The 25638-nt window shown below is 72.2% G+C and carries 24 protein-coding genes; 13 read left to right on the top strand and 11 right to left on the bottom strand.

All coding sequences use genetic code 11. From position 1 onward, the window contains the following. Window positions 1-17: 17 nt before the first annotated feature. From J3A75_RS24240 to J3A75_RS24230, 3 genes are all read right to left on the bottom strand, one after another. Window positions 18-1637: a hybrid sensor histidine kinase/response regulator gene (locus J3A75_RS24240; RefSeq protein ID WP_070999971.1), complete on the bottom strand. Its 1620-nt coding sequence runs from the start codon at window positions 1635-1637 to the stop codon at window positions 18-20. A gap of 132 nt (window positions 1638-1769) precedes the next feature. Next, a complete protein-coding gene (locus tag J3A75_RS24235) occupies window positions 1770-3743 on the bottom strand; it encodes an AI-2E family transporter (RefSeq protein WP_070999970.1) in 1974 nt (657 codons plus the stop codon). Between the two features lie 56 nt (window positions 3744-3799). After that, on the bottom strand, window positions 3800-4180 hold the full coding sequence (locus J3A75_RS24230; RefSeq protein WP_012320502.1) for a response regulator: 381 nt from the start codon (window positions 4178-4180) through the stop codon (window positions 3800-3802). A 196-nt stretch (window positions 4181-4376) separates the two neighbouring features. Here J3A75_RS24230 and J3A75_RS24225 point away from each other — a divergent pair, with 196 nt between their 5' ends. The 3 genes from J3A75_RS24225 to J3A75_RS24215 all read left to right on the top strand — a co-directional run bounded on the left by J3A75_RS24225 (window position 4377) and on the right by J3A75_RS24215 (window position 7360). Beyond that, window positions 4377-5012, top strand: coding sequence for a glutathione S-transferase family protein (locus tag J3A75_RS24225; RefSeq protein ID WP_024829243.1), 636 nt, complete (start codon window positions 4377-4379; stop codon window positions 5010-5012). Window positions 5013-5131: 119 nt separating this feature from the next. Beyond that, window positions 5132-6037, top strand: a complete 906-nt coding sequence (locus J3A75_RS24220; RefSeq protein ID WP_012320500.1) for an amino acid ABC transporter substrate-binding protein — start codon at window positions 5132-5134, stop codon at window positions 6035-6037. An 81-nt stretch (window positions 6038-6118) separates the two neighbouring features. Further along, window positions 6119-7360 (top strand): MFS transporter, encoded by a 1242-nt coding sequence (locus tag J3A75_RS24215; protein ID WP_024829245.1) that lies wholly within the window; start codon window positions 6119-6121, stop codon window positions 7358-7360. A 2-nt stretch (window positions 7361-7362) separates the two neighbouring features. Here the strand turns inward: J3A75_RS24215 and J3A75_RS24210 are convergent, their stop codons facing one another. Both J3A75_RS24210 and J3A75_RS24205 read right to left on the bottom strand, forming a co-directional pair. Further along, the gene (locus J3A75_RS24210) at window positions 7363-8601 is read right to left on the bottom strand and encodes an NAD(P)/FAD-dependent oxidoreductase (RefSeq protein ID WP_024829246.1); all 1239 of its coding nucleotides are present in this window, start codon (window positions 8599-8601) and stop codon (window positions 7363-7365) included. Continuing rightward, window positions 8598-9545, bottom strand: a complete 948-nt coding sequence (locus tag J3A75_RS24205) for a LysR family transcriptional regulator (RefSeq protein WP_024829247.1) — start codon at window positions 9543-9545, stop codon at window positions 8598-8600. The genes J3A75_RS24210 and J3A75_RS24205 overlap by 4 nt, the downstream gene beginning before the upstream one ends. A gap of 194 nt (window positions 9546-9739) precedes the next feature. Between J3A75_RS24205 and J3A75_RS24200 the strand changes: the two genes are divergently transcribed. From J3A75_RS24200 to J3A75_RS24185, 4 genes are read left to right on the top strand one after another with little or no spacing between them, the layout of a single operon-like run. Beyond that, window positions 9740-10795: a class 1 fructose-bisphosphatase gene (locus J3A75_RS24200; RefSeq protein WP_070999969.1), complete on the top strand. Its 1056-nt coding sequence runs from the start codon at window positions 9740-9742 to the stop codon at window positions 10793-10795. Between the two features lie 23 nt (window positions 10796-10818). Next, a complete protein-coding gene (locus tag J3A75_RS24195; RefSeq protein WP_024829249.1) occupies window positions 10819-11679 on the top strand; it encodes a phosphoribulokinase in 861 nt (286 codons plus the stop codon). A gap of 20 nt (window positions 11680-11699) precedes the next feature. After that, entirely contained in the window at window positions 11700-12386 is a 687-nt protein-coding gene (gene rpe, locus J3A75_RS24190) for a ribulose-phosphate 3-epimerase (protein ID WP_012320494.1), read from the top strand. Continuing rightward, window positions 12380-13168, top strand: a complete 789-nt coding sequence (locus J3A75_RS24185; protein WP_012320493.1) for an HAD-IA family hydrolase — start codon at window positions 12380-12382, stop codon at window positions 13166-13168. Before rpe ends, J3A75_RS24185 begins: the two co-directional genes overlap by 7 nt. Window positions 13169-13500: 332 nt before the next feature. Here J3A75_RS24185 and J3A75_RS24180 read toward each other — a convergent pair whose 3' ends face one another. Continuing rightward, window positions 13501-14541, bottom strand: a complete 1041-nt coding sequence (locus J3A75_RS24180) for an SDR family oxidoreductase (protein ID WP_029359578.1) — start codon at window positions 14539-14541, stop codon at window positions 13501-13503. 229 nt (window positions 14542-14770) lie between these two features. Between J3A75_RS24180 and J3A75_RS24175 the strand changes: the two genes are divergently transcribed. After that, window positions 14771-15517, top strand: a complete 747-nt coding sequence (locus J3A75_RS24175) for a YebC/PmpR family DNA-binding transcriptional regulator (protein ID WP_012320491.1) — start codon at window positions 14771-14773, stop codon at window positions 15515-15517. 189 nt (window positions 15518-15706) lie between these two features. On the opposite strand, the gene J3A75_RS24170 is transcribed toward J3A75_RS24175, so the two are convergent. Beyond that, entirely contained in the window at window positions 15707-16693 is a 987-nt protein-coding gene (locus tag J3A75_RS24170) for an alginate O-acetyltransferase AlgX-related protein (RefSeq protein ID WP_070999968.1), read from the bottom strand. 137 nt (window positions 16694-16830) lie between these two features. Here J3A75_RS24170 and ada point away from each other — a divergent pair, with 137 nt between their 5' ends. After that, a complete protein-coding gene (gene ada / locus J3A75_RS24165) occupies window positions 16831-17940 on the top strand; it encodes a bifunctional DNA-binding transcriptional regulator/O6-methylguanine-DNA methyltransferase Ada (RefSeq protein ID WP_012320489.1) in 1110 nt (369 codons plus the stop codon). Between the two features lie 43 nt (window positions 17941-17983). Here the strand turns inward: ada and J3A75_RS24160 are convergent, their stop codons facing one another. Both J3A75_RS24160 and J3A75_RS24155 read right to left on the bottom strand, forming a co-directional pair. Further along, window positions 17984-19300, bottom strand: coding sequence for a DUF5666 domain-containing protein (locus J3A75_RS24160; protein WP_070999967.1), 1317 nt, complete (start codon window positions 19298-19300; stop codon window positions 17984-17986). Window positions 19301-19311: 11 nt separating this feature from the next. Further along, on the bottom strand, window positions 19312-20157 hold the full coding sequence (locus J3A75_RS24155; RefSeq protein ID WP_012320487.1) for a DUF6502 family protein: 846 nt from the start codon (window positions 20155-20157) through the stop codon (window positions 19312-19314). Between the two features lie 152 nt (window positions 20158-20309). Here J3A75_RS24155 and J3A75_RS24150 point away from each other — a divergent pair, with 152 nt between their 5' ends. The 4 genes from J3A75_RS24150 to J3A75_RS24140 all read left to right on the top strand — a co-directional run bounded on the left by J3A75_RS24150 (window position 20310) and on the right by J3A75_RS24140 (window position 22095). Beyond that, window positions 20310-20639, top strand: coding sequence for a hypothetical protein (locus J3A75_RS24150; RefSeq protein ID WP_070999966.1), 330 nt, complete (start codon window positions 20310-20312; stop codon window positions 20637-20639). After that, window positions 20636-20764, top strand: coding sequence for a hypothetical protein (locus J3A75_RS37090; RefSeq protein WP_012320485.1), 129 nt, complete (start codon window positions 20636-20638; stop codon window positions 20762-20764). Before J3A75_RS24150 ends, J3A75_RS37090 begins: the two co-directional genes overlap by 4 nt. A 36-nt stretch (window positions 20765-20800) precedes the next feature. Then, entirely contained in the window at window positions 20801-21538 is a 738-nt protein-coding gene (locus J3A75_RS24145; RefSeq protein ID WP_012320484.1) for an outer membrane protein, read from the top strand. A gap of 179 nt (window positions 21539-21717) precedes the next feature. Then, the gene (locus tag J3A75_RS24140; protein ID WP_029360505.1) at window positions 21718-22095 is read left to right on the top strand and encodes a hypothetical protein; all 378 of its coding nucleotides are present in this window, start codon (window positions 21718-21720) and stop codon (window positions 22093-22095) included. 19 nt (window positions 22096-22114) lie between these two features. On the opposite strand, the gene grpE is transcribed toward J3A75_RS24140, so the two are convergent. Both grpE and J3A75_RS24130 read right to left on the bottom strand, forming a co-directional pair. After that, window positions 22115-22729, bottom strand: coding sequence for a nucleotide exchange factor GrpE (grpE, locus tag J3A75_RS24135; protein ID WP_012320482.1), 615 nt, complete (start codon window positions 22727-22729; stop codon window positions 22115-22117). 103 nt (window positions 22730-22832) lie between these two features. Next, window positions 22833-25625 (bottom strand): [protein-PII] uridylyltransferase, encoded by a 2793-nt coding sequence (locus J3A75_RS24130; protein ID WP_024829253.1) that lies wholly within the window; start codon window positions 25623-25625, stop codon window positions 22833-22835. Window positions 25626-25638: the final 13 nt, after the last annotated feature.

The following is a 25638-nucleotide window of genomic DNA, read 5'->3' as shown; positions in this document are numbered from 1 at the left end:
GGGCCGTCTCCCGAAGCTCAGCCCACGCCGGTCGGACCGTCGAGGATCGCGCGCACGCGGCGGATCAGCTCCGTGCGACGGTAGGGCTTGTTCAGGAGATCAAACTCCGAGCCGCCGATATCGGTTCGCTCCAGGCTCGCCTCCGCGTAGCCCGTCGCGAGCAGGACCTTGAGCTTGGGCTGGCGGCGCCGGGCCTCGCGGGCCAGCAGCACCCCGTTCATGCCCCCCGGCATGATCAGGTCGGTGAAGAGCAGATCGACCTTCCCGCTCGAGTCCAGGATCTCCAGCGCCTCGCGGGCGTTGCTCGCCACCAGCGTCGTGTAGCCGAAGTCCCGCAGGATCGTGCGGGCGAGTTCGGCCACGTCCTCGCGGTCGTCGACGATCAGGATCGTCTCGGTGCCCTGGCGGTCCACGGCCCGCAGCGAGACCTTCGCGGGCGCGTTGACGTCGCCGTCGGTCGCGGGGAACGACAGGCGCACCGTCGTGCCGGCCCCCACCGCCGACTCGATCTGCGCGGCGCCCCCCGACTGCTTGGCGAATCCGTAGACCATCGACAGGCCGAGGCCCGTGCCCTTGCCCTCCTCCTTGGTGGTGAAGAACGGGTCCATCACCCGGGCGAGCACGGCGGGCGGGATGCCGGTGCCGGTGTCCTTGATGGCGATGCTGACGTAGCGGCCGTCGCGCAGCGGCCCGATCTCGCGACCGCGCGAGGCGACCTCGCTGTTCTCGGTGGAGATCCGGACGGTGCCGCCCTCCGGCATCGCGTCGCGGGCGTTGATCAGGACGTTCAGGATCGCGACCTCGGCCTGGGTCGGGTCGACGCGGCAGTTCCAGAGATCCGGCGCGAGATCGAGTTCGACCTTCACGGCCTCGCCCACCGAGCGGGCGACCATCTCGCCCATGCCCTCGATCAGGGTGTTGAGGTTGACCGCGCGTCCGTCCAGCCGCTGCTTGCGGGCGAAGGCCAGCAATTGCTGCGTCAGCGTCGTGGCGCGCTCGGCCGCCTGCCGGATGTTCTCGGTGGCGCGGCCGAGCCGCGCGCGGTCGGCGTCGGGCTTCTCCAGGCCGGCCGCCAGGATGTCGACGTAGCCGACGATCACCTGCAGCAGGTTGTTGAAATCGTGCGCGATGCCGCCGGTGAGCTGGCCGAGTGCCTCCATCTTCTGGGCCTGACCCAGCGCCTCCTCGGCGTCGCGGCGGCGCGAGACGTCGAGCTGCGAACCGAAGTAGTACACGAGCTCGCCGTCGGCATTGTAGACCGGAGAGACGAACAGGGCGTTCCAGAACGTCGAGCCGTTCTTGCGGTAGTTCAGGATCTCGGTGGCGAATTCCCGCTTCTCGGCGATCGCCGCGCGGACCTGCGCGACGCTGTCGCGATCGGTGTCGGGACCCTGGAGGAAGCGGCAGTTGCGCCCGATCAGCTCTTCCGGCGTGTAGCCGGTCATCGCCAGGAATGCCCGGTTGGCGAAGATGATCGGGTTGTCGGGCTGGCGCGGATCGGTGACGATCATCGGCATCCGCGTCGTCTCGACGGCCGCGAAGAAGATGTCGCTCTTGCGGTCGCTGATGTCGCTCGGGGCGCTGTCCCGGATCGGCGGACTCGGCCCGGAGGGCGGCGTTTCTGGCGTCTCAGACATGCGAGGCGGTCGTCACCTTCCAGGCCGGGAAAGACCTCTGCGCGCGGTCGATCACGAAATGCGTGCGCGAGATTAGCGGCCGGACGGCCGAAGTCGACCTTGTATCCCCAGCGGCGGTGTCGCGCGACGAGCTCATGCCGCGGCGGGCCGCGCCGCCTCGGAGGGCGTGCCCACGGGCGCCGGGACGAGCCGGGGCGGCGCGGGTTCACGGCAGGCGCCCAGCACCGCCGACAGCGCCTCGTTGAGCGACGTCACGAGAAAATCCGCCGAGGTCGCTCGGCGCAGCCGCTCCAGCGTCGCCGGATCGCGCTCCCGCCAGAAGCCGACCATGATGCGGACGCCCGGCACCGCGGCCCGGGCCTGCCGGACGGTGAACCGGATCTGCGACAGGCTCACCGGCTCCAGGTAGGAGAAGCAGATCAGCGCGAGGCCGTCCGGGTTCTCGGGCCGCTCCCCGGCGCGGATCGCCGCCATGGACAGGATCTGCGAGGCCAGCCCGTGGCGCGCGAGGATCTGGCTCAGCATCAGCGTCGCCGCCTCGTCGAATGGGCCGCGGCTCGACACGCACAGGACCGGCGTCGCGCTGCGCCAGTTCGGCGCGAGGTCCTCGCGCTCGAGGACGATGCCGGCCACCTGCCGGTCGGGTCCGACGGCCGCCAGCGCCGCCGCGGTCTCGGTGTCGGGCCCCCGGCCGGATCCCCGCCGGGACCGGCGGCCGACCGGTGCCGTGCCGAGGCGGTCCACCACCGTCCGGATCGCCGCGCCGACCTCCTCCTGCCGCGCGCGGTCCAGGGTGCCGCGCGACAGATCCTCCTGCGCCAGCAGCAGGCCCGCGAGGGCGACCTCGTCGTAGTAGGTGACGAGGGCGCGTTCCTTCAGGAACTGCCAGCCCTGGTCGATCGCCTCCACCGGGTCGCCGGCCAGCATGCGCTGGTAGAAGATCTCGGGCGGCGACAGCGCGGGCTGATCGCCGAGCAGCACGTCGAGGTACCAGAGCCGCTCCACGTGCCGGCCCAGCACCACCAGGCACACGGTGAGCGGCGTGGCCAGCACGAGGCCGATCGGCCCCCAAAGGAACGTCCAGATCGTCGCCGCCAGGATGACGGCGACCGGCGAGAGGCCGGTGGAGTGTCCGTAGAGCAGCGGCTCGACCACGTGGCCGCAGATCGGCTCGACCACGAGGAACAGGGCCGCGGTGGCGATCACCATGCTCCAGCCGGGATCGACGGCGGCGGCCAGGATCAGCGGCAGCAGGGCGCTGATCGCCGCGCCGATGTAGGGCACGAAGCGGAGGATCGCCGCGAGGACGCCGAACAGGGTCGGGCTCGGGACGCCGATCACCCAGAGTCCGAGGCCGATGACGAGGCCGAAGGCGATGTTGAGGGCGAGCTGGGCCAGGAAGAAGCGGCTCAGCCGGCTCGTGGCGTCGTCGATCGCCGCCGTCGTGCGCCGCAGATCGCCCGAGCCGCCGGCGAGCCGGATCGCCCGGTTCCGCAGGTCCTCGCGCTGGAGCAGGATGAAGATCGTGAAGATCAGGATCAGGCCCGTCGTGGCCAGCGGGTGCAGGATCGGGCCCGCGAAGGTCTGAAGCGTGTCGACGACGCTGGCGCGGGCGGGGGTGAGCTCGACCGTCAGGGGATGCGTGCGCGATCCGGGCTCGCCGCGGACCTCCGCGGCCGGCGGCGGCTGCAGGGTGGCGCTGAGATCCTGCACCATGTCGACGATCCGCGAGAGCGTGCCGGTCCCGGCCGTCGCCCCGCGCAGATCCTTGATCTTGGTGCGCATCACCTGGGTGTAGCGCGGCAGGTCGGAGGCGAGCTGGGACGCCTCGCTGGCGATCAGGCTGCCGATGCCGAACAGGGCGCCGAAGACGATCACCACCACCAGCAGGACCGCCGGGGCGCGGGGCACGCGCAGCCGCCGCAGCACGCGCACCGCCGGCACGAGGACGAAGCTCAGAAGGATCGCCAGCGTCACCGGCACGAGGATCTCGCGCGCCAGGTACAGGGCCGCCATCGTGGCGACGACGAGGAGGATCGACGCCAGCGCAACGAAGATCGGCAGGCCCTGCCGCAGGCGCTGGGCAGTGACGGGATCCTCGCTCACGGACACGCTCCACTCACATCGGGTCTCGGGGCCACAGGTCGCGCGTCCGTCGCGGGTCAGCTCGCCTGCGCGGTCTCGCCCAGGGCGGCGCTGATCTGGCTCAGCAGCTTCGAGAAATCGACGGGCTTCGGGTGGTAGTCGTCGCAGCCCGCCTGGATCGCCTTGTCGCGGTCGCCCGACATGGCGTGGGCCGTCAGCGCGATGATCGGGATCGCCCGCGTGTCGGTGCCGGATTTCAGCGTCCGGGCGACCGACCAGCCGTCGAGGACCGGCAGGTTCATGTCGAGGAGGATCACGTCGGGCTGGCCCGAGCGGGCCTGCCGGACGCCGGCCTCGCCGTCATGCGCGAGGATCACCTCGTAGCCGCGCCGCTTGAGGCGCCGGGAGAGGAAATCCCAGATCTCTTCGTGGTCCTCGACCAGCAGAATCTTCGCCATCAGAACTCGTAACCCCCGGCTCGCGTCGTGCCGGCCGGATGCCCAACGCGCGGCAACGCACAATCGCCCAACGTTCCTGCCGCGATTCCGGTCCCTGGAGAAGTGGCGCTCCGGTCCGCGGTTGACCCGTCGGTTCGCCGGTAAGAGCGTGCACGCCCACGAATCGACAATCCTCGGACGGGACGGAACGGCCAGTATGCCTGACATCGAGCTCTATCATTCGCCCAATACCCGCTCGTCGGGCGTGCGCGTGCTGCTCGAGGAACTCGGCGTCCCGTACCGGCTGCACGCGCTCAACATGCGCGCCGGCGAGCATCTCCAGGACGCCTACCGCGCCGTCAACCCGATGGCGAAGGTGCCGGCGATCCGCCACGGCGACGCCCTGGTGACCGAGCAGGCGGCCGTCTACCTCTACCTCGCCGACCTGTTCCCCGAGGCGGGGCTCGCCCCGGCGCCGACCGAGCCCGACCGGGCCACCTACCTGCGCTGGATGGTGTTCTACGGCTCCTGCTTCGAGCCGGCGGTGATCGACCGGTACCTTCAGCGGGAGCCGGGCCCGCGCGCCATGTCGGCCTACGCCGATTACGACAGCGTCATCGCGCGGGTGAGGGAGGCCCTGACGCCCGGCCCGTACCTGCTCGGCGCGCGCTTCAGCGCCGCCGACGTGCTGTGGGGCGGCGCCCTCGGCTGGACGACGGGCTTCGGCCTCGTCGCGCCCGATCCGGTGCTGAGCGCCTACGTGGAGCGCATCCGGTCCCGCCCGGCCTCCCGGAAGGTCGCGGCCGCGGACGCGCAGCTCGCCGAGGCGCACCAGGCGGCCGCGCCCGCCTGAGCGCGGCCGGACTCTTGCTGGGGCTCGGGCCGGGGGGCGGTTCCGGCGCGCGGTCCGGTCTCCCGCCGCCGGCTCACTCCGCCGGGCGGCCCCCTCGCGCGTCCGGAACCCGTCGGCCCATGCGTCTGCTCGCTCCCCTCCTCGCCGCGCTCCTTCTCGCCGCCCCTGCCGAGTCCGCCGAGCTCACCGGCACGCTCAAGAAGATCCACGACAACAACAGGCTGGTCCTCGGCGTGCGCGATACCGCCACGCCGTTCAGCTACCTGGACCAGAACCAGAAGGTCGTCGGCTTCGCGGTCGACATCTGCCTGAGGATCGCCGACGCGGTGAAGCGCGAGCTGAAGATGCCGGGCCTCGAGGTCGGGATGGAGTTCGTCAACTCGTCGTCCCGCATCCCGCTGATGACCAACGGCACGGTCGATCTCGAGTGCGGGACGACCACCAACAACGCCGAGCGCAAGAAGCAGGTCGACTTCACCAACACGCACTTCCTGACGGCGACCCGCTTCGTGTCCCGCAAGGACCAGCACATCGCCGGCCTGGACGACCTGCGCGGCAAGACGGTCTCGTCGGTCGCCGGCTCGACCAACATCCTGATGCTGATCAAGGCCAACAACGAGCGCAAGCTCGGCATCACGGTGATCGCCGCCAAGGACGTCCCGGAGGGATTCCTCATGGTCGAGACCGGCCGGGCGGCGGCCTTCGTCATGGACGACGTGCAACTCAGCGTGATCGCGGCCCAGTCCAAAGAGCCCGCCGCCTACGTGGTCAGCGAGGAGACCCTGTCCAACCCGGAGCCCTACGGGATCATGCTGCGCAAGGACGACCCGGCCTTCAAGGCGGTGGTCGACCGGGCGACGGCCGATCTCTACCGGAGCCCCGAGATCACGGCGCTGTACGACCGCTGGTTCCTGAGGCCCGTGCCGCCGCGCGGCCTCAACTACAACGTGCCGCTGTCGTCGGCCCTGCGCTGGGCCTTCGCGCACCCGACCGACAATTCGGATCCCGCGTTCTACGCGCACTGATCTGTCGCGCGGCGGGGTTCCGCTCCGGCGAGGGAGATGCGATGCCGCGAGTCTGATCCCGCCCGCGTCGCGAAGCGTGCCATGACCGACAGCACAGAGCCGGCTCTCTCGTCCCGTGCGGCCGTCTCCGCGCCGCCGGCCACGTCGATCCCGCGGCTGATCCTCGTGCTGGCCTGCGCGGGGTTCGGAAGCACCTTCGCGCTCCGCTCGGTCGAGCCCCTGGTCGGCGTGCTCGCGCGGGATCTCGCGAGCGACGCCCACACGGTGGCGCTCCTCTCCACCGCCTTCGCGTTGCCCTACGCCTTCATCCAGCCGGTGCTCGGCCCGATCGGCGACGCGCTCGGCAAGGAGCGGGTGATGAGCACCTGCCTCGCGGTGCTCGCCGTCGCGCTGACGCTGTGCAGCGTCGCGCCGGATATCGGCAGCCTGTTCGGCCTGCGCATGCTGGCGGGGGCGGCCGCGGGCGGCTGCATCCCGCTCTCGCTGGCGCTCCTGGGCGACCGGGTGCCGATGGAGAGCCGTCAGGTGGCGATCGGGCGCTTCCTCGTGGCGGTGATCCTCGGCCAGCTCTCGGGCTCGACCTTCGCGGGCCTGATCGAGGCGGCGATCGGCTGGCGCGGCGTCTTCGCGGTCACCGCCGCGGTGGCGGCCCTGGCCTGTGCGGCGACCGTCTTCGGCTTCGACCGGGCCGGCCGGGCCCCGGCCCGCCGCCCCGCCTTCGGCGAGGCGGTGACGCGCTACCGGACGATCCTGCGCAATCCGCGGGCGCGGGTGCTGTTCGCGGCGGTGTTCATCGAGGCGATCGCGATCTTCGGCGTGTTCCCGCATCTCGCGCCGCTGATCGAGGCGCGGGGGGAGGGTGGCCCGCGCGAGGCCGGTCTGGTCCTGGCGGGGTTCGCGGTCGGCGGCCTGCTCTACTCGGCGCTCGTCGGGCTGCTGGTGCGGCTGCTCGGCCTGCCGCGGATGCTGATCGGCGGCGGGCTGATCTGCGGCGCATCGCTCACCGTGGTCGGGCTCGCGGGCTCCTGGCAGGTCGACTGCGCCGCGCTCACCGCCATGGGCCTCGGCTTCTACATGCTGCACAACACCTACCAGACGCAGGTCACCGAGGTCGCGCCCAAGGCCCGCGCCTCCGCGGTGGCGCTCCACGCCTTCTCGTTCTTCTGCGGTCAGGCGCTCGGCGTCGCGGTGATCGGGCAGGCGCTGCTCCGGCTCGGCCAGCTCGGGGCGCTCCTGGGGTGCGCCGTCACCATCCTGGCGCTCGGGATCGCCACGGCCATCGCCCTGCGGCAGAAGCCGGCGCCGGTGGCGTTCCCCGGCTGAGGTCAGGGCCGCCGCAGCGCCAGACCTTTCAGGTCGAAGTCCGGATCGGCCGCCTGGTCGGGCGTCAGCGGCGTTCCGGCCGTGAGCAGGCGCCGCGCGATCATGTGGTCGCCCGCCCGGTCGACGGATTCCACCGCGCTCAGGTGCCCGTCGCGGAAGCGGAAGACCGAGAAGGCGTCGCCGGTCCCGCGGACGACGCTGGCATCGCCGGGCCCCGACAGGCCGGCGATCTGCAGCTTGTGGGGACCCTGGTCGCTCCAGAACCACGGCAGCGCGCCGTAGGAGGCGGGCTTGCCGGTGAGCCGCGCCGCGAGGCAGCGGCCCTGGTCGATGGCGTTCTGCACGGACTCGATCCGCACCGTCCCGTCCGGCGTCAGCCCGCGGGCGAAGGGGATGGGGAAGCGGGCGCAGTCGCCGATCGCCGAGATGGCCGGGTCGGGCGTCGCCAGGAACGCGTCGACCCGCACGCCGTCCTCGGCCGGCAGGCCGGCCTCCGCGGCGAGTTCCCGGTTCGGCAGGACGCCGATCCCCACGAGGATCAGGTCGGCCGCGAGTTCCCGTCCGTCCGCCAGGGCGACGCCGGCGGCGCGGCCGTCCCGCCCGACGATCGCCGTCACGCCGGCCCCGAAGGCGAAGCGCACGCCCATCGCCGCGTGGGCGCGGCGGAAGAACGCGCCCATCTCGGACGAGACCGCCCGGGCCATGGGCCGCTCGGCCGCCTCGATCACCGTCACCGGGAGGCCGCGCGCGGCCGCGACGGCGGCGAATTCGAGCCCGATGAAGCCGGCCCCGACGACCACGATGGCCCGGGCCGTCGCGAGCGATTCCTTGAGGGCGTCGGCATCCGCGAGGCCGCGCAGCTGGCGCACGCCCGCGAGCTCGGCGCCCGGGACCGGCAGGGGGCGGTTGCGCGCGCCGGTGGCGAGCACGAGGTGGTCGTAAGGGAGGTCGGTGCCGTCCGAGAGCTGCAGGCGGCGCGCATCCCGGTCGATCGCGACGGCGCGGAGCCCCGGACGGTGCGCGACGGCGTGCTCGGCGAAGAAGCCGGGCGGGCGCAGGAACAGGCCCTCCTGGTCGGTCTTGCCGGCGAGGTAGGCCTTCGAGAGGGGCGGCCGCTGGTAGGGCAGGGCGGCCTCGTCGCCCACCAGGGTGATCGGGTCCCCGAACCCGCCCTCCCGCAGGGAGGCGGCGAGCTGGAAGCCGGCCTGCCCGGCCCCGGCCACGACGACGCCGGCGCTCACGCCCTGGCTCCCGCCGGCACGAGACCGCTCTGGGCGACGCCCGGGAGGCTGCGCGCGCCCTCCGACATCAGGTAGGACCAGACCGCGGAGGCGGCCGGACCCAGCACCTTGTCGGCGCGCCGGACCGCGTACCAGTCGCGCCGGATCGGCAGGCCCCTGACGTTGAGGAGGACGAGGCGCCCGCTCTCCAGCTCGGCCGCCACGGAATGCACCGAGAGCAGCGCGATCCCGAGCCCGGCCATCACCGCCTGCTTGATGGTCTCGTTCGACCCGGTGTCGATGTCCAGCGGCGCCCGCTTGACCAGGACGCCGCTCATGAACTCCTCGAAGACCATGCGGGTGCCCGAGCCCTCCTCGCGCAGGAAGAACGGCTGGTCGGCGAGGTCCTCGCGGTTCAGGTCGGTCCTGCCCGCCAGGGGATGGCCCGGCGGCGCGATCAGCACGATCGGGTGCGGCCCGAACGTGGCGGCCTCGATCGGGAAGTCCCGGGGCGGGCGGCCCATCAGGGCGAAGTCGATCTCGTAGCCGCGGAGTGCCTCCACGGTCTGGCCGCGGTTGCGCACCGACAGGCTGATCTCGACGCCGGGGTGCTTCTTGACGAAGCCCGCGATCACCTGCGGGGCGAAGTACTTGGCGGTGGAGACGACGCCCAGTGCCACGCGCCCGCCCTCCGCGCCGCGCAGGGTGCGCAGGCGGTCGGTGCAGGTCTCCAGCACCGTGTTGATGCTGTCGATCGCCCAGAGCATCTCGCGGCCGGCATCCGTCGGCTTGAGGCCGCCCGGCGTCCGGTCGAACAGCAGCAGACCGGCCTCCTCCTCGAGCTGTCGGATGCGCGCATAGAGGGCGGCCGAGGTGACGTTCAGCTCCTGCGCAGCCCGGGTCATGGTGCCGAGGCGGGCCACGGCAGCGACCGCCTGAAGCTGCTTGAGGGAGAGGTTGCGCATGGCGGATTTCTCGGCGGACATCTCGTTTTTTTCGTCCTATGGCACAAGATCGCACAGAAATCTTGAAGGCCCGGCCGCGGGTTCCTGTCGATCCGGCGGCAGAGACCGCTATCCTGGCAGCGAGGCGGCCGCTACAGAGCCGGCGCGGAACGCGCGATCCCGGCGGACGGGATCCGAGCAGGAGGAGTAGGCCGATGGCAATTTCAGCGGCGATCGGGACCCCCCTCGAGACCTGCCTGGCGCAGGCCGTGGACGCCAATCCGGCGCTGAAGGACGCCGCCGCGGTGGTCGCGGCCGTGGCGCGGTCGGCGGTGGAGATCAGCGAGCGGATCGGGCGCGGCGCGCTCGGCGGCGACCTCGCGGCGGCCGGCGATCACAACAGCGACGGCGACGTCCAGAAGGCCCTCGACGTCATCGCCCACGAGAGCGTGACCGCGGCGCTGCGGGGCGCCCCGGTCGCCGAGGTCGCCTCCGAGGAGGCCGAGGAGGTGATGCGCCTGAACCCGGACGCGCCTCTGGCCGTCGCCATCGACCCCCTCGACGGCTCCTCCAACATCGGCGTGAACATGGCCGTCGGGATGATCTTCGGCATCCGGCCGTCGATCAAGGATCCCGCGAACCCGCTGGCCTCGTTCACGACCCCCGGCTCGACGCAGATCGCCGCGGGCTTCGTCACCTACGGCCCGGCCACCGCGCTGATCCTGACGCTCGGCGAGGGCACCCAGTCCTACGTGCTCGACCGTGCCGAGGGCCGGTTCAAGCTGACGAGCCCGGCCATGTCGGTGCCGGCCTCCACCAAGGAGTTCGCCATCAACGCCTCGAACGCCCGGCACTGGGACGCCCCGGTGAAGGCCTATATCGAGGATTGCCAGCGCGGCACCGAGGGGCCGCGCGACAAGGACTACAACATGCGCTGGCTCGCCTCCCTGGTGGCCGACATCCAGCGCGTTCTGACCCGCGGCGGCGTGTTCCTCTATCCGGGCGATGCCCGGAAGAACTACGCCCGCGGCCGCCTGCGGCTGCTCTACGAGGTCGCCCCCGTGGCGATGCTGGTCGAGCAGGCCGGGGGCGCCGCCACCGACGGCCAGACCCGCATCCTCGACATCGTGGCCAACGGCATCCACGAGCGGGCGCCGCTGGTCTGCGGCTCCACCGAGGAGGTGACGTGCGTCGCCACCTACTATGCCGGCGGCAAGCCCGATGCCGGCCGCTCGCCGCTCTTCGGCCAGCGCGGCCTGATGCGGTCATAACCGCACCGTGAAGTCGTAAAGGCATGTCGGCGCGGCACCCCATCATCTCGGTGACCGGCTCCTCCGGGGCCGGGACCACCTCGGTGCGCAACACCTTCGAGCAGATCTTCCGCCGCGAGGACGTGCGGGCGGTCTTCATCGAGGGGGACGGCTTCCACGCCTTCGACCGCGACACGATGCGGGCGATGATGGCGAACGAGCCGACACTGTCCCACTTCGCGCCGCGGGCCAACCTCCTGCCCGAGCTGGAGGCGGTGTTCCGCAGCTACGCCGAGTCCGGGACGGGCCGGACCCGTCACTACGCCCACGATCAGCACGACGCGCAGGTCTACGGCATCCCGGAGGGCAGTTTCTCGGACTGGGAGACGTTCCCCCCCGATTCCGACCTGCTGTTCTACGAGGGCCTGCACGGCTGCGTCGCCGATCAGGACGTCGACATCGCCCGCTACGCCGACCTGAAGATCGGCGTCGTGCCGGTGATCAACCTCGAATGGATCCAGAAGCTGCACCGGGACCGCTCGTTCCGCGGCTACTCCACCGAGGCGGTGACCGACGTGATCCTGCGGCGCATGCCCGACTACGTGCAGACCATCTGCCCGCAATTCTCGTTCACCGACATCAACTTCCAGCGGGTGCCGACGGTCGACACGTCGAACCCGTTCATCGCCCGCTGGATTCCCACCGCCGACGAATCGATGGTCGTGATCCGCTTCAAGGACCCGAAGGGGATCGACTTCTCGTATCTCGTCTCCATGATTCACGACAGTTTCATGAGCCGGGCCAACTCCATCGTGATCCCCGGCGGCAAGCTCGACCTGGCGATGCAGCTGATCCTGACACCGATGATCATGCAGCTCGTCGAGCGCCGCCGCCGGCTGGCCTGAGCCGATCCCGAAAGCCTCCCATGCTCGCACCCGTCATCGCCCCGTCGATCCTGTCCGCCGACTTCTCGAAGCTCGCCGAGGAGACGCGCGCCGTGGACGCGGCCGGGGCCGACTGGATCCACCTCGACGTGATGGACGGCCATTTCGTGCCCAACATCACCTTCGGGCCGCCGGTGGTGAAGGCGCTCCGGCCCCACACCCAGAAATACTTCGACGTGCACCTGATGATCGCGCCAGCGGATCCGTACCTGGCGGCGTTCGCGCAGGCCGGCGCCGACGGCATCACGGTCCACGCCGAGGCCGGGCCGCACATCCACCGCTCGCTTCAGACCATCCGCGACCTCGGCAAGCGCGCCGGCGTGGCGATCAACCCGGGTACGCCGGCCGCCATGGTCGAGCCGGTGCTCGACCTCGTGGATCTCGTGCTGGTGATGACCGTCAATCCCGGCTTCGGCGGCCAGAGCTTCGTCAAGGGCGCGATGGAATCGGTGGCGCGGGTGCGCGCCATGGTGGCGGGCCGGGACATCCGCATCCAGGTCGACGGCGGGATCGATCCCGAGACCGTGAAGGTCGCGAGCCGCGCCGGGGCCGACACGTTCGTTGCCGGCAACGCCGTGTTCAGCGGCGGCCCGGACGCCTACGCCGAGCGCATCGCGGCGATCCGCGAGGGCGCGGAGGGCGCCTCCGGTCGCGACCTGTCGTGCTGAGGGCGCTGATCTTCGACGTCGACGGGACCCTCGCCGAGACGGAGGATCTGCACCGGCAGGCGTTCAACCGCGCCTTCGCGGAGCTCGGCCTGCCCTGGCGGTGGGACGAGGCGCTCTACGCCGACCTGCTGGCCGTCATGGGCGGCAAGGAGCGGCTCGCCCACTTCATCGACAGCGCGCACCCGGCGGACGCGGAGGCGCTCCACGCGCGCGCGCCGGAGATCCACGCCCGCAAGACGCGCGCCTACGGCGACCTCGTCGCGCAGCACGGCCTGCCGCTGCGTCCCGGGATCGCCCGGCTGATCGCCGAGGCCCGGGCGGCGGGAATCCGGCTCGCCGTGGCCACCACGACGAGCCGCCCGAACGTCGACCGGCTGCTCGCCGCCAACTTCCCGCCGGGCGCCGCGCCCTTCGACGTGATCGCGGCCGGCGACGAGGCGAGCCGCAAGAAGCCCGCACCCGACGTCTTCCTGCTGGCGCTCGCCGGTCTGGGCATCCCGGCCTCCGAGGCGGTGGCCTTCGAGGATTCGGCCGCCGGCATCAGCTCGGCCCGTTCCGCCGGTCTGCCGGTCCTGGCGACCCGGAGCCGGTACACCGAGAGCCACCGGCTCGACGGCGCCTTCTCGGCTGTCTCGGATCTCGGCGAGCCGGAGCGGCCGCATCGGCACCTCGCGGGCGTCGCGTGGCCCGGCGGGGTCGTGGATCTGGCCGCCCTGATCCGGTGGCACGAAGCGCCGGACGGTCAGAGCGCGCCGTTCGAGGCGATGGGCACCGGCCGGTAGCCCGACCCGTCGCCTGCGCCTGATCGGCATCGCGATCGTACATCACGTGCCAGTCCGGGTGCTTCAGGAAGAGGGTCGGGATGTCGGTCACGTCGGACCGGGCCAGAGGGCGTCCGTCCCCGATGCGATCGCGACTGCCGTGTGGCCCGGCCTTCGGCCGGGCGCCGCTGCCGAGACCCAGGGCAGCCCCGCCGGCGAGCGCGCCGCGCACCGGATCGCGACGGTCCGTGACCGGCACCGGATCCTCCCAGAGGCCCGCGCCCACGGGGCGCGACGTGGCCCCGTGGGCGAGGCCCTCGCGGCGGCGCGACGGGCCCGCGAAGGCCCGGGTCCTAGCGTCGGCCCAGCCGGCGGTCGGCGCGGGCATCCGCACGTCCGTGCGCCTCGGTGGCGAACAGCATCGTGCCGGCGACGACACCGAGCGCGGCCGCGAGCCCGAACTTGAGCCAGCGGGGATCGGCCGCCGCGACGTCGCCGGTCGCGCGGGCGTCGAAGCGGCCGTGGGCGCCGGGATCGGTGTCCACCGGGTCGTAGAGGTTGTCGGGGCGGTTCTTCTGTGCCTGCACGCCGGTCATCTCCCCGCGATAGCCGTGCCGGGCGAGGTAGCCGTCGATCCAGCCCGGAATCAGCATGTTCCCGATGATCGCCTTCCAGGCCGAGGCCCCGATCCACATTTCCCGCGGCGCGTCGTGCGCCGCTCGGAAGACGTGCCGGGCGATGGCCTCGGGCTGGTAGATCGGCGGCACCGGCTCGAGCTTGCGCGGCAGCCGCGAGCGGGCCCAGTCGAACTGCGGCGTGTTCACGGCCGGAAGCTGCACCATCGTCAGGCGTACCCGGCTGCGATCGTGCAGCAGCTCGCTGCGCAGGGAATCGACGAAGCCCCGCACGGCGGCCTTCGCGGCGCAGTAGCTCGCCTGGAGCGGGATCGACCGGTAGGCGAGCGCCGAGCCGACATGCACGATCGTGCCCCGGTCGCGCGGCACCATGTGGCGGAGCGCCGCCAGCGTGCCGTGCACCTGGCCGAGATAGGTCACCGCGGTGGCGCGGTGGAACTCCTCCGGGCTCGTCTCCTGAACGGGCGCGTAGACCGTCACCATCGCGTTGTTGACCCAGACGTCGATGCCGCCGAACGCCTCGGCCAGCTCGTCGGCCGCCTGGGCGACGGCCTCCGCGTCGGCGACGTCGGCCGCGAAGGCCAGGGCCCGGCCTCCGGCCCGCTCGACGTCGCGGATCGTGCCCCGCAGCCCCGCCTCGCCGCGCGCGATCAGCCCCACGTTCCACCCGTGCCGGGCGAACTCGTGGGCGACAGCGCGGCCGACGCCGGCGCTCGCACCCGTGACCATGACCGTGCTGCGTCCGTTCCGGCTCGACATCGGGTTCCCAGCTGCGCGTGAAGTCCAGCGCCAACGCCCGAGGCGGCCGTTCTTTCCGCGGTCACGGGATTGCGAAGTCCGGGCGAGCCTGTCCGCCGACGCTGTATCGGACGGCGGCGGGCGCGTTGCTTCGTCCGAAGGCGGCGGCCTATATACGGCGCGACCTCACAGCCGCGACGGCGGGGTCCCGCACGCCCGCCCTCGCCAACGAACAAAAGTCTGAACCGTCATGGCAGGCCATTCGCAGTTCAAGAACATCATGCACCGGAAGGGCCGGGTGGACGCCGTCCGCTCGAAGGTGTTCGGCAAGCTCGCCCGCGAGATCACGGTGGCGGCCAAGCTCGGCACGCCCGACCCGGCGATGAACCCGCGCCTGCGTGCCGCGATCCTGGCGGCCCGCGCCGAGAACATGCCCAAGGACAATATCGAGCGCGCCATCAAGAAGGCCGCCGGCGCCGACGGCGAGAACTACGAGGATATCCGCTACGAGGGCTACGGGCCCGGCGGCGCCGCGCTGATCGTCGAGGCGCAGACCGACAACCGCAACCGCACCGCCTCGGACGTGCGCTCGGCCTTCACCAAGTCCGGCGGCAGCCTCGCCGAGACCGGGGCCGTCGCCTTCATGTTCGACCGCGTCGGCGTGATCGCCTATCCCGCCTCCGTGGCCGATGCCGACACGATGCTGGAGGCGGCGATCGAGGCCGGCGCCGACGACGTCAGTTCCGGCGAGGACGGCCACGAGGTCATCTGCGCCCAGGATTCCTACGGCGAGGTCACGAAGGCCCTCGAGGCGCGCTTCGGTGAGCCCGCCCGCACGGGCCTGATCTGGAAGGCGCAGAATACCATCAACGTCGACGACGAGACCGGCGAGAAGCTGATCCGCCTCGTCGAGGTGATCGAGGATCAGGACGACGTCCAGCACGTCTACGTCAACTTCGCCCTGTCGGACGCGCTGGTCGCGAAGCTGCAGGCCTGAGAGGCGTCGCCGCCCTGCCGGGTCTCGCTACCCGTGAGACGAACGCACCGCCATTCCGGTGCGCCGCAGGCGAGCCCCGGCTCGAAGGGGCCCGCCGAGGTTCTGAATGCCGGGCGCTGCCACGCAGTCCCGGAATGACGGAGCTCCCGCTCCGGGACGCGAGACGGTCTTGAAGCCCACGTCCGTTCCTCAGGTGCCGGCCGCCGCGAGCTCGGCCCCGAAGCGGTCCTGCGCGTAGCGCTCCACCGAGAAGGTGTCGTCGGGCAGCTGAACCATGAAGCGCTCGGCCACCTCGGTCAGCACGATGTTGGGGCGGACGCGCTCGATGTACGACCAGTCCAGCGAGGTGCTCCAGACGAAGTGCACCTCGCGGAACGTCTCGGCCAGCATGATCGTCAGCATGTACGGCATGACGTGAGAGAAGGAATCGCCGAACAGCGCCAACCGGCGCGGGTCGGTGGCCTTCGTGTTCCCGTAGATCACGTGCGCACCGACATGCAGCGTGTGCAGCAGGCCGGCCTTCTCCCGGGCTTCGACGATCGGGCTGCCGTAGATCCGGACCGCGTCCTGCTGCATCTGGACGGTGCGCGAGCGCGCCCGCCGGGGCGGATCGAAGGCGCTGCCCAGATCGCCGTCGTGGTCGGTCTCGAAGGACGGCCGCTCCCGCAGATCCTGCCGGGGCTCGGCGCCCAGCGCCCGGCAGATCTCCGCGTAGGCGAGATAGCAGCCGTCGGCGGACCAGTGGGTGTCGGTCCGGCAGTAGAGGTCGGCCGCGTCGCGCTGCGCCCGCATCGGCGTGACCAGGTCGATGCAGGTCTGCTGCCAGCGCTTCCGTCGGCGCCAGGCCGCGTACAGACCGACCGGACCCGGGAAACGGCCCGCCGGGGGCTCGCTGTGGAGGAGCCGGTAGGCCGGCGACGCGCTCGGCCGGATGGCGAGCCCGTCGAGCCGGTGATCGTAGATCATCAGCTTCTCCGGGGCGACGACGTGGCGGTACAGGATCCCCTGGGCGCGCAGGCGCCGCTCCCGCGTCGTCACGAGGCTGCGCCACTGCCAGATCAGCTCGGTCGTCTCCTCCGGCCGCTCGTACTGGCCGAGCACGTCGTTCGTTCCCGTCTTCAGGAACAGCCAACCGTCCTGGCCGACATGGATGTGGTCGGGCGTAGTCGAAGCCATGGCGCACTCGTGGGGGCGAAACGCCCGTCCCGGCGGCCGCCGCGGATATCGAATTCGGCCGCAAGGAGCGGGATGCCGGCGCGGCAGCGGACCGACACAGTCCTGCGCGCGTCATCCACCACCCGGCAGGCCCCGTCATGCCCCTCCTCAACGCCTACGCCAAGCCGCATAGTGCCGCCGCCATGAGCCCTGTACCCGCGACAGACCCCGACGATGCCGCGCGCTGGGCAGCCCTCGCCGCCCGCGACGCGCGGGCCGACGGCACCTTCGTGTACGCGGTCCGCACCACCGGGGTGTACTGCCGGCCGAGTTGCGCCGCGCGCGCGGCGCGCCCCGAGAATGTCAGCTTCCACCGGACCTGCGCCGAGGCCGAGGCGGCCGGCTTCCGGCCGTGCCGGCGCTGTCGTCCGGACGAGCCCGCCCTCGCCGAGCGCCGGGCCGAGGCGGTCGCCCGCGCCTGCCGCTCGATCGAGACAGCCGAGACGATGCCGTCCCTCGCCGCGCTCGCGCGCGCCGCCGGCCTGAGCGCCTACCACTTCCACCGGGTTTTCAAGGACGTCACCGGCGTGACCCCCAAGGCCTACGCGGCCGCCCACCGCGCCGCCGCGGTGGCGCGGCGGCTGCCCGGCGCCGCGTCGGTGACGGAGGCGCTCTACGAGGCCGGCTACGGCGCGGCGAGCCGGTTCTACGCGGGTGGCGCGCCGCGCCTCGGCATGGCGCCCGCCGCCTACCGGACGGGCGGCGCGGGCCTGCGCATCCGGTTCGGCATCGGCGCCTGCAGCCTCGGGGCGATCCTCGTCGCCGCCACCGAGGCGGGCGTCTGCGCGATCCTCCTCGGGGACGCGCCCGAGCCGCTCCTGCACGATCTCCAGGACCGCTTCCCCGCCGCGGAGATCGAGGGCGGCGACCCGGCCTTCGAGGGCTGGATGGCGCAGGTCATCGGGTTCGTGGAGGCCCCGGGCACCGGCCTCGACCTGCCGCTCGACATTCGCGGCACGGCGTTCCAGCAGCGGGTCTGGGCGGCGCTGCGCGAGATCCCGGTCGGCTCCACCGCGACCTACGCGGAGATTGCCCGGGCGATCGGCCTTCCGACGGCGACGCGCGCCGTCGCGCAGGCCTGCGGGGCGAACCCGGTCGCGGTGGCCATTCCGTGCCACCGCGTCGTGCGCTCGGACGGCGCCCTGTCGGGCTATCGCTGGGGCGTCGCGCGCAAGCGCGCGCTGCTCGATCGGGAGGCGGAGGCCTGAAGCGTCCCTGTCCCGCGCGCTCCGGTGCTCAGCACACGCTGCCCTAGCGTCGACCACCGCCGGGACCGCCAGGACCGCCGAAGCCGCCGCCGAAGCCGCCTCCGCCCGGGGCCGGGCCGGGTCCGCCGGGCGGCCCGCCGAAGCCCCCGGGTCCGACCGGGAACGCCCCGGGGCCTGCGGACGGCGCGCCGCCGAAGCCGCCGCGGGGCGCCCCGAAGCCGCCGGGGCCCTCCGATCCGGGGACGACCGCACCGCCCGGCCGGGTGTCGATCGCGGGGCCGCGCGGCTCGCCGATGCCGCCCAGGCCACCCTGGCGGCCGCCGGACCCGGCGCCGAAGCGGCCGGGCAACTCGTCGGGGAGGTTGCGCAGGTCGAGCCGGTCGCGCTCCCGCTCGAACCGCGGGGCGTCCGGTTGCTGCGGCTCGGGCGCGACGCGGTTCTCGATCCGCAGCCGCTCCACCGTCAGGTCCCCGTCCCGCGCGATCGCCGCGGTCAGCACCGCCCGCACGCTCCCGTCGCGCGGAACCCGCGCGACCGGACGGCCCGCCACGGCGTAGCCCGCGCCGATGTCGAGCCCGCTGCCGGCCCGGCCGATATAGGCCTCGATCGACACCCGCTTCAGACCCGGCGGGAAGGGCAGGCCGACCTGCGCGGCGCTGGTCACGGTGAGGACTCCGTTCGCAGCACGGCCCGTCACCAGGGCGCGCTTGCCCGGCGGCAGGGCGTCGGCGCCCGCGAGCCGGAGGCCGCCGATCCCGAGGCCGCCCGCGAGACGCCGCACCGGGCCGGCGACGCGGTCGGGACCGGAATCCCGCGGCTCGATCAGGCTCGCCACGATCACGCCGTCGGGCCGGCGCAGCCCGCTCACCGCGACCCGCGCGCCCGGCTGCCACGCGCCGCTGAGACCGGCGGTCGAGACCCGTTGCCCGAGCACCACGAGCCGCCCCGGCGCGACCGATTCCACCGGCCCGACCACCTCGCTGGTGACGTCGATCCGCCGCGTGGCGAGCCCGCCGCCCTCGGACCGCGCCACCACGTGGACGACCTGCCCGATCTTCAGGTCGGCGGCTCTCGCGGCCGTGCCGTCGATGCGCACCTCCACCTCGGGTGGGTAGGCGATGCGCAGGTCGTTGACGACGATCGAGCCGAAGCGGCGGATCGTGCCGATCACGCCGGTGCCGCCGATGCCGCGGTCGCCCTCGCCGAGGGACCCGTTCCGCGGCTCGTCGGTCCGCATCATGCCGGTGCCGCCGATGCCCTGGTCGCGCGGCGATTCCTGCGACCGGATCGTGCCGGGCAGCAGGGTCGCGGCGCCAGCGAGCAGGCGCAGGACGAACCGGCGGTTGAGCGAGGCGCGCACCGGCCGGCCTCTCACCGCTCGTCCGCTTGCCGCGCCGGCGGCGCCGCCTCGGTGTAGACGTAGAGGCCGAAGTTCCAGCGATGCGTGCCGCCGGGATCGGTCTGGCAGGCGGCGTGCGCCTCCCGGTTGGCCTGCTGCAGCGCCTCCATGGCGATCTCGCGGGCGCGTTCCTCGAGCCTGATCGCGAGGTCCTCGGACAATCCGTCGTAGTGGACCGCCCGCTCCAGGAAGCGGGGCGCGTCGCCGACGATGTTGGCGACCGCGGCCGCGATGTGGTCGTGCAGGTTGCGGCCGAAATAGTAGAGCTGCGGCCCCTCGGCGCCGTCGCCACGGGGGACGTAGGCGGCCTCCGCCAGCACGATCCGGTCCTGCGGATCGGTGAAGGCCAGCCCGCGGTCGAGCCACTCGTCGAGGACAGCGCGGGGCCGGAGATCCCGCGTCACGCCCGCGACCAGCGACTCGAACGAGGGCGCGCCGCCCTCGGCCGTGCGCGGGAGCTTCAGGGGCTGGCCCTGCGGATCGGTGAAGGTCGGGTCGGCGATCCAGCGGGCGATGATCCGACTGGTGCGGGAGACGACCGCCGGCACGGCGCTGACCGGAGCACCGGCGCCCCGCAGGCGCCGAACTTCCTTGCGGTGGATGCCGGTGAGGAGGGAGACGCGGCTGTCGGTCTGCTCCTTGCCGGTGAGAGCGAAGTCGTACTCGGCGACGTTCACGTAGAGCTCGCGCAGCAGGTCCGTGAGCGCCGGGAAAGTGATGCCGCGGGCGACGAGCAGGCGCACGAGAGGGCGCAGCAGCCGCGCCAGCGGCGCGTGCAGGCTGGCGCCCTCTCGCGGTGTATCGGCAGTCTCAGACATCGGCGCATCGTGACGGCTCGCGTCGTGGGATACAATCCCACCAAGTGTGGCGGCGCACACGCGACCGCTCTTTTCGCGTTGACGTGGGATTTTTGCACACGTACACCGATCTCGTGGTCAAATTTCCCACGCCAGTCCGGAGGCACCGGCCGATGACGGTTGAAACGCGCATCCTCGTGGCGAAGTCCCTGCCGCCGCTCACGCTGCCCGTGGCCCCGGCGGGCCGCCCGCGCCCGAGCGACACCCTTCCGCGGCTCCGGCGCCTCGTCTGCGTCGTCGCCGCGCTCTCGCTGCCCGTCCTCGGTGTCGCTGTCGCGGAAACGGTCCACCGCGCCAGTTCATCGCGGGCGCCGCAGGCCGCCGCTCCCGCCTTCCCCTCAGGCGGGGCGGCGGCACCCTCGAACGCCGTCGTGCCCGGGCGCGCCGCGCGGACCGCGAGGATCGCGGCCCGTTCCGACGAGAACCAGTGGGTCCGGTCGTGAACGCCCTGTTCGTCTCCGGGAGCGCCCGCGCTGTGCCGACCTGCGGCGGAGCGGCCATCCTCGATCTCGCCCTCTGCCTGATCCTGTCCGTGACCGTCGTCGGCCTGCTCCTCCTGGCCCTCTGATCCCGCGGCGCCGCCGCGTTCCAGAACGAGACACCCATGAACGCTCGAATTCACGCAGCCCTCGCGGGCGCCGCTTTCGGCTGCCTGGCCCTCGCCGCCCAGGCGGCGGATCTGCCCCGCCGCGCGCCGCCGCCGCCGCCGCCGTCGCTGCCGGTCTTCACCTGGACCGGCTTCTACGCCGGCGTGAACGCCGGGTACGCGTTCCCGACCGGCAGCGGCGGCTTCACCGACCCCACCTACGGCACCGTCACGGGCGGCGGCCGGTCCGGCGGCTTCGCCGGCGGCGGCCAGGTCGGCTACAACTATCAGTTCACGCCGGGTTCCGGCGTCGTCGTCGGCGTCGAGACCGACATCCAGGGGACGGCCTTCGCCAAGGCGGACGCCGCCTATCTCGGCACCGCGCCGTACTACAGCGTCCGACCGAGCCTCGACTATTTCGGCACGGTCCGCGCCCGGCTCGGCTACGCGTTCGACCGGGTCCTCGTCTACGGCACCGGCGGCTTCGCGTACGGCGGCGGGGCGCGCTCGACCTACGCGGCCTCCTACCCCTACACCCTGCCGTCGACCGACCGGACCGGCTACGCGGCCGGCGGCGGCATCGAGTACGCCTTCACCGAGAAGCTCTCCGCCAAGGTGGAGGCCCTCTACCTCCATCTCGGCCGCGGAACGACCGCCGCCACGTACTACAACGCCAGTGTTCCGGCATTTTATGGCGCCGGCAAACAGGATTCCGGCCTCGCGTTGGTCCGGGCCGGTGTGAATTACCGATTCTGAGTAGTATTCGCAGGCCGAGAGCTTGACGGGACGGCCGGGCTGGGCCGCAATGCCCGGCGTTCGGCTTCGCGAATCCGTCGGCCGCGCGAGCCTGTCCACGGCCGAGGGCTGTCGGTGAAGCCGGATACCGCGCGGGTCGCGCCCCGCGGGACCAGGGTCTCTCTCCGAGAGGATCGGCCGTGAGCATTCCCAGCACGACCTCCCTCACGACAAGGCTGCTCGCCGTCGCGCTCGCCGCCTGCGCCGTCCCGGCGCGGGCCCAGGAGATCGTCCCGCCCGGGCCCGCCGGGCGGGGCGCCATCTTGATCTACGGGAACTTCTGCGGCCCCGGCAGCCGCGGCCCCGGCTACCCGCCGATCGACGCGCTGGACCTCGCCTGCGCGCACCACGACGCCTGCTCCCCCGAGCCGACCGCGGGAACGCTGCCGACCTGCGCCTGCAACCACCGCCTCCGCGTCGAGGCGGGGCTCGTCGCCCGGGATCCGGCCGCGCCGGCCCAGACCCGCCAGACCGCGCAGTTCATCTCGGATTTCGCCGCGGCACTGCCCTGTCAGTAGGGCACGCCGCGGTGACCGCTCAGGCGGCGTCGGCCGGGTTGGCGGCCGCCTTCGGGCCACCCTTGGCGACGCCGACCAGGGCCGGGCGCAGCACGCGCTCGCCGATGACGTAGCCCGCCTGCACGACCTGCACGACGGTGCCGGCCGGAACCTCCGCGTTCGGCACCTCGAACATCGCCTGATGGCGGTTCGGGTCGAACTTCTGGCCCTGCGGCTCGACGATCTTGACGCCGTGGCGCTCGAGGGTCTTGGCGAGGTCGCGCTCGGTGAGCTCGATCCCGTCGATCAGCCCCTTCAGGGCGCCGTCGGCCGTGGCCTTCGCGTCGGCCGGGACGCTATCGAGGGCGCGGCGGATGTTGTCGGCGACGTTGAGCACGTCCCGGGCGAAGTTGGTCACCGCGTAGGCGCGCGCGTCGGCGACCTCGCGCTCCGTCCGGCGGCGCAGGTTCTCCATCTCGGCGAGGGTGCGCAGCGTCCGGTCCTTGAGCTCGTCGCGCTCGGCGGTCAGCAGGGCCAGGGCCTCCGCGACCGGATCGACGGTGGCCGACTCGCTGCCCTGACCCGCGGGCGCGGGATCCTGGGCCGCGCCGGCACCGGCTTCGACCGTGGTCTGGCGCTGGTCATCCTGGGGCATGTCGTTGCTCGTCATCACGTTTCAGTCGTGGGCGGGAATCGGTGAGGGATGATGGAATCGGCGCTGATATCTGGCCACGGGGCCGCGAAATCAACCCGCACGCTCACGCCTCGCGCGGCGGCGGCGCCGCCACGAGCGCCTCCAGACCCTCGGCCTTGAGGGTCGCGACGTCGTGCGCGAACACGTCCATCACGGCGGCCCGGATCGCGGCCTGCCGGTCGGGCTGCGTCACCCGCGTGCCGGTCAGGTCGGTGACGTAGAAGACGTCCACGGCGCGCTCGCCGAAGGTCGCCACGTGCGCCGACGTGATGTTGAGCGACAGCCGGCTGAAGGCGGTGGTCAGCTCGTAGAGCAGGCCCGGCCGGTCGAGGCCGGTGATCTCCACCACGGTCTCCCGGCTCGACAGGGCGTTGTCGATGATGACGTCCGGCGGGACCGGGAAGGTCTTGGCGCGGGTGCTCGTCGGCGGGTGCTTGTCGGCCACGAGGTCGGCGATCTTGATCTCCCCCTTGAGCGCCCGCTCGATCGCCGCGGTGATGCGCTTGGTCCGCCGCAGCTCGTCGTCGTCGCGCTCGAAGGCGCGGGAGATGAAGATCGTGTCGAGGGCGAACCCGTCCGTGGTGGTGAAGATCTGCGCGTCGACGATGTTGCTGCCGGCCGCCGCGCAGGCGCCGGTGACGATGGCGAGCAGGCGGGGATGGTCCGGCGAGTAGACCGTGATCTCGGTCACGCCCCGGACGGGATCGAGGGCCACGTCGGTCGCGCTGGTCCGCCCGTCGCGCACGACGTCGCGCAGGAAGATCGCGTTCTTGAGCTGGCGCGTGCCGTCGACCTTGAGCCAGTAGGCCTGGCTGTGGCGGGCCGCGTAGGTGTCGAACTCCTCCGAGCCCCAGCCGGGCAGCTGCTCCCGCAGGCCCATCTGGACGAGGCGCACCCGGTCGGTGCGGGCGATCTCGGAATGGCCGCCCGACAGGTAGACCTCGGTCTCGTCGTAGAGCGTGCGGAGCAGCGTGCCCTTCCAGGCTGTCCAGACGCCGGGCCCCACGGCGGTGATGTCGGCCACCGTCAGGATGGTCAGGAGCTTCAGCCGCTCCAGGCTCTGCACGCTCGCGGCGAAACGCTCGATGGTCTTGGCGTCCGAGAGGTCGCGGCTCTGCGCGGTCATCGACATCAGCAGGTGGTGTTCGACGAGCCAGCGCACCGTCTCGGTCTCGGCCTGGTTCAGGCCGAAGCGCGGGCAGAGCTTCTCGGCGATGGCGGCGCCCGCGATGGAGTGATCCTCCGGCCGGCCCTTGGCGATGTCGTGCAGCAGGATCGCCACGTAGAGCGCGGTGCGGTTGTGGATCGAGTGCACGAGGCGCGAGACCAGCGGGTAGGTCTCCTGGGCACGGCCCGACTCGATGTCCGCCAGCACGCCGACCGAGCGCAGCAGGTGCTCGTCCACGGTGAAGTGGTGATACATGTTGAACTGCATCATCGCGACGATGCGGCCGAAATCCGGGATGAAACGGCCGAGCACGCCCGCCTCGTTCATCTCGCGCAGCGCCTCCTCCGGCGCGTTCCGCGAGGTCAGGATCTCGACGAACAGCCGGTTCGCCTCGGGGTCCACGCGCAGCGACGGGTTGACGAGGCGCAGGGACCGGTTGGCCAGCCGCTTGGCATCCGGGTGGATCGCGAGGTTGTGCCGGTCGGCGAGCCAGAACAGCCGGATCAGGTTGACCGGGTCGCGCTCGAAGGCGTCCTCCGCGCGCAGGTTCACCCGGCCGTGGTCGATCCAGAAATCCTCCGCCTCCATGGCGGTCGCCCGGAAGCGGTCGCGGAACCGGCCGATCCAGCGGTCGAGCACCGGCGTGCGCTTGGCGTGGCGCGCCTCCAGCTCCGCGCAGACGATGGCGGTGAGATCGCCGACATCCTTGGCGATGCGGAAATAGGCCTTCATGAAGCGCTCGACGCCGGAGAGGCCGCCGCGGGCCTCGTAGCCGAAGCGCTCGGCGATCCGCGGCTGCAGGCCGAAGGACAGGCGCTCCTCGGCGCGCTTCGTGGCGAAGTGCATGTGGCAGCGCACCCGCCACAGGAACTCCTCGCAGCGCTCGAACAGCGCGTACTCCTCCGGGGTGAACAGGCCGGCGCTCACGAGCTCGATCTGGTCGCGGACCCGGTAGGTGTACTTGGCGATCCAGAACAGCGTGTTCAGGTCGCGCAGGCCGCCCTTGCCGTCCTTGACGTTGGGCTCGACGAGGTAGCGCGAGGTGCCGGCCTTGGACACGCGCATGTCGCGCTCGCGCAGCTTCGCCTCCACGAACTCGGCGGCGGAGCCGACCACGAGTTCGGCGTCGAAGCGCGTCACGAGCTCCTCGTAGAGGACACGGGTGCCGAACAGGAACCGCGCCTCCAGGAGGGCGGTGCGGATCGTCATGTCGGCCCGCGCCTCGCGCAGGCACTCCTCGACCGAGCGGGTGGCGTGACCGACCTTCAGCTTCAGGTCCCACAGGACGTAGAGCATCCCCTCGACGACGCTCTCGGACCACGCGGTCTGCTTGTAGGGCAGCAGGAACAGCAGATCGATGTCCGAGCCCGGCGCCATCGTGCCCCGGCCGTAGCCGCCGGTGGCGACCACGGCGAGCTGCTCGCCGGTCGACGGGTTGTCGTTGGGGTAGAGCCGCCAGACCACGGCGTCGTGGATCGCCCGGACCACCGCGTCGGTGAGGTTCGACAGCGTCTGCGCGCAGAGCAGCCCGTTGCGATCCTCGAGGAGCTGCGCCTCGGCGGCCCGGTGGCCCTCCTCGATCACCCGGCGCAGCTGCGGCACCAGCGCGGCCCGGAGCTTGGTGGGCTCGCGGGCCTCGCGGTCGAGGTTCTCAAGGACCGTATCGAGGGCGGCGACGGGATCGAACATGGTTCCCGTTAGC

The organism is Methylobacterium sp. PvP105, from assembly GCF_017876975.1.
Lineage (GTDB): Bacteria > Pseudomonadota > Alphaproteobacteria > Rhizobiales > Beijerinckiaceae > Methylobacterium > Methylobacterium radiotolerans.
Note: the sequence above shows the minus strand (reverse complement) of the source record. Positions and strands in the feature narration are given on the sequence as shown.

Coding starts and splice junctions, on each gene's coding strand:
- J3A75_RS24155 (WP_012320487.1), bottom strand. CDS start 20,157: ATGTCTGAGACTGCCGATACACCGCGAGAGGGCGCCAGCCTGCACGCG.
- J3A75_RS24215 (WP_024829245.1), top strand. CDS start 6,119: ATGACCGACAGCACAGAGCCGGCTCTCTCGTCCCGTGCGGCCGTCTCC.
- J3A75_RS24180 (WP_029359578.1), bottom strand. CDS start 14,541: ATGTCGAGCCGGAACGGACGCAGCACGGTCATGGTCACGGGTGCGAGC.
- J3A75_RS24195 (WP_024829249.1), top strand. CDS start 10,819: ATGTCGGCGCGGCACCCCATCATCTCGGTGACCGGCTCCTCCGGGGCC.
- J3A75_RS24150 (WP_070999966.1), top strand. CDS start 20,310: ATGACGGTTGAAACGCGCATCCTCGTGGCGAAGTCCCTGCCGCCGCTC.
- J3A75_RS24205 (WP_024829247.1), bottom strand. CDS start 9,545: ATGCGCAACCTCTCCCTCAAGCAGCTTCAGGCGGTCGCTGCCGTGGCC.
- rpe (WP_012320494.1), top strand. CDS start 11,700: ATGCTCGCACCCGTCATCGCCCCGTCGATCCTGTCCGCCGACTTCTCG.
- J3A75_RS24220 (WP_012320500.1), top strand. CDS start 5,132: ATGCGTCTGCTCGCTCCCCTCCTCGCCGCGCTCCTTCTCGCCGCCCCT.
- grpE (WP_012320482.1), bottom strand. CDS start 22,729: ATGCCCCAGGATGACCAGCGCCAGACCACGGTCGAAGCCGGTGCCGGC.
- J3A75_RS24240 (WP_070999971.1), bottom strand. CDS start 1,637: ATGTCTGAGACGCCAGAAACGCCGCCCTCCGGGCCGAGTCCGCCGATC.
- J3A75_RS24230 (WP_012320502.1), bottom strand. CDS start 4,180: ATGGCGAAGATTCTGCTGGTCGAGGACCACGAAGAGATCTGGGATTTC.
- J3A75_RS24200 (WP_070999969.1), top strand. CDS start 9,740: ATGGCAATTTCAGCGGCGATCGGGACCCCCCTCGAGACCTGCCTGGCG.
- J3A75_RS24175 (WP_012320491.1), top strand. CDS start 14,771: ATGGCAGGCCATTCGCAGTTCAAGAACATCATGCACCGGAAGGGCCGG.
- ada (WP_012320489.1), top strand. CDS start 16,831: ATGCCCCTCCTCAACGCCTACGCCAAGCCGCATAGTGCCGCCGCCATG.
- J3A75_RS24225 (WP_024829243.1), top strand. CDS start 4,377: ATGCCTGACATCGAGCTCTATCATTCGCCCAATACCCGCTCGTCGGGC.
- J3A75_RS24130 (WP_024829253.1), bottom strand. CDS start 25,625: ATGTTCGATCCCGTCGCCGCCCTCGATACGGTCCTTGAGAACCTCGAC.
- J3A75_RS24170 (WP_070999968.1), bottom strand. CDS start 16,693: ATGGCTTCGACTACGCCCGACCACATCCATGTCGGCCAGGACGGTTGG.
- J3A75_RS24145 (WP_012320484.1), top strand. CDS start 20,801: ATGAACGCTCGAATTCACGCAGCCCTCGCGGGCGCCGCTTTCGGCTGC.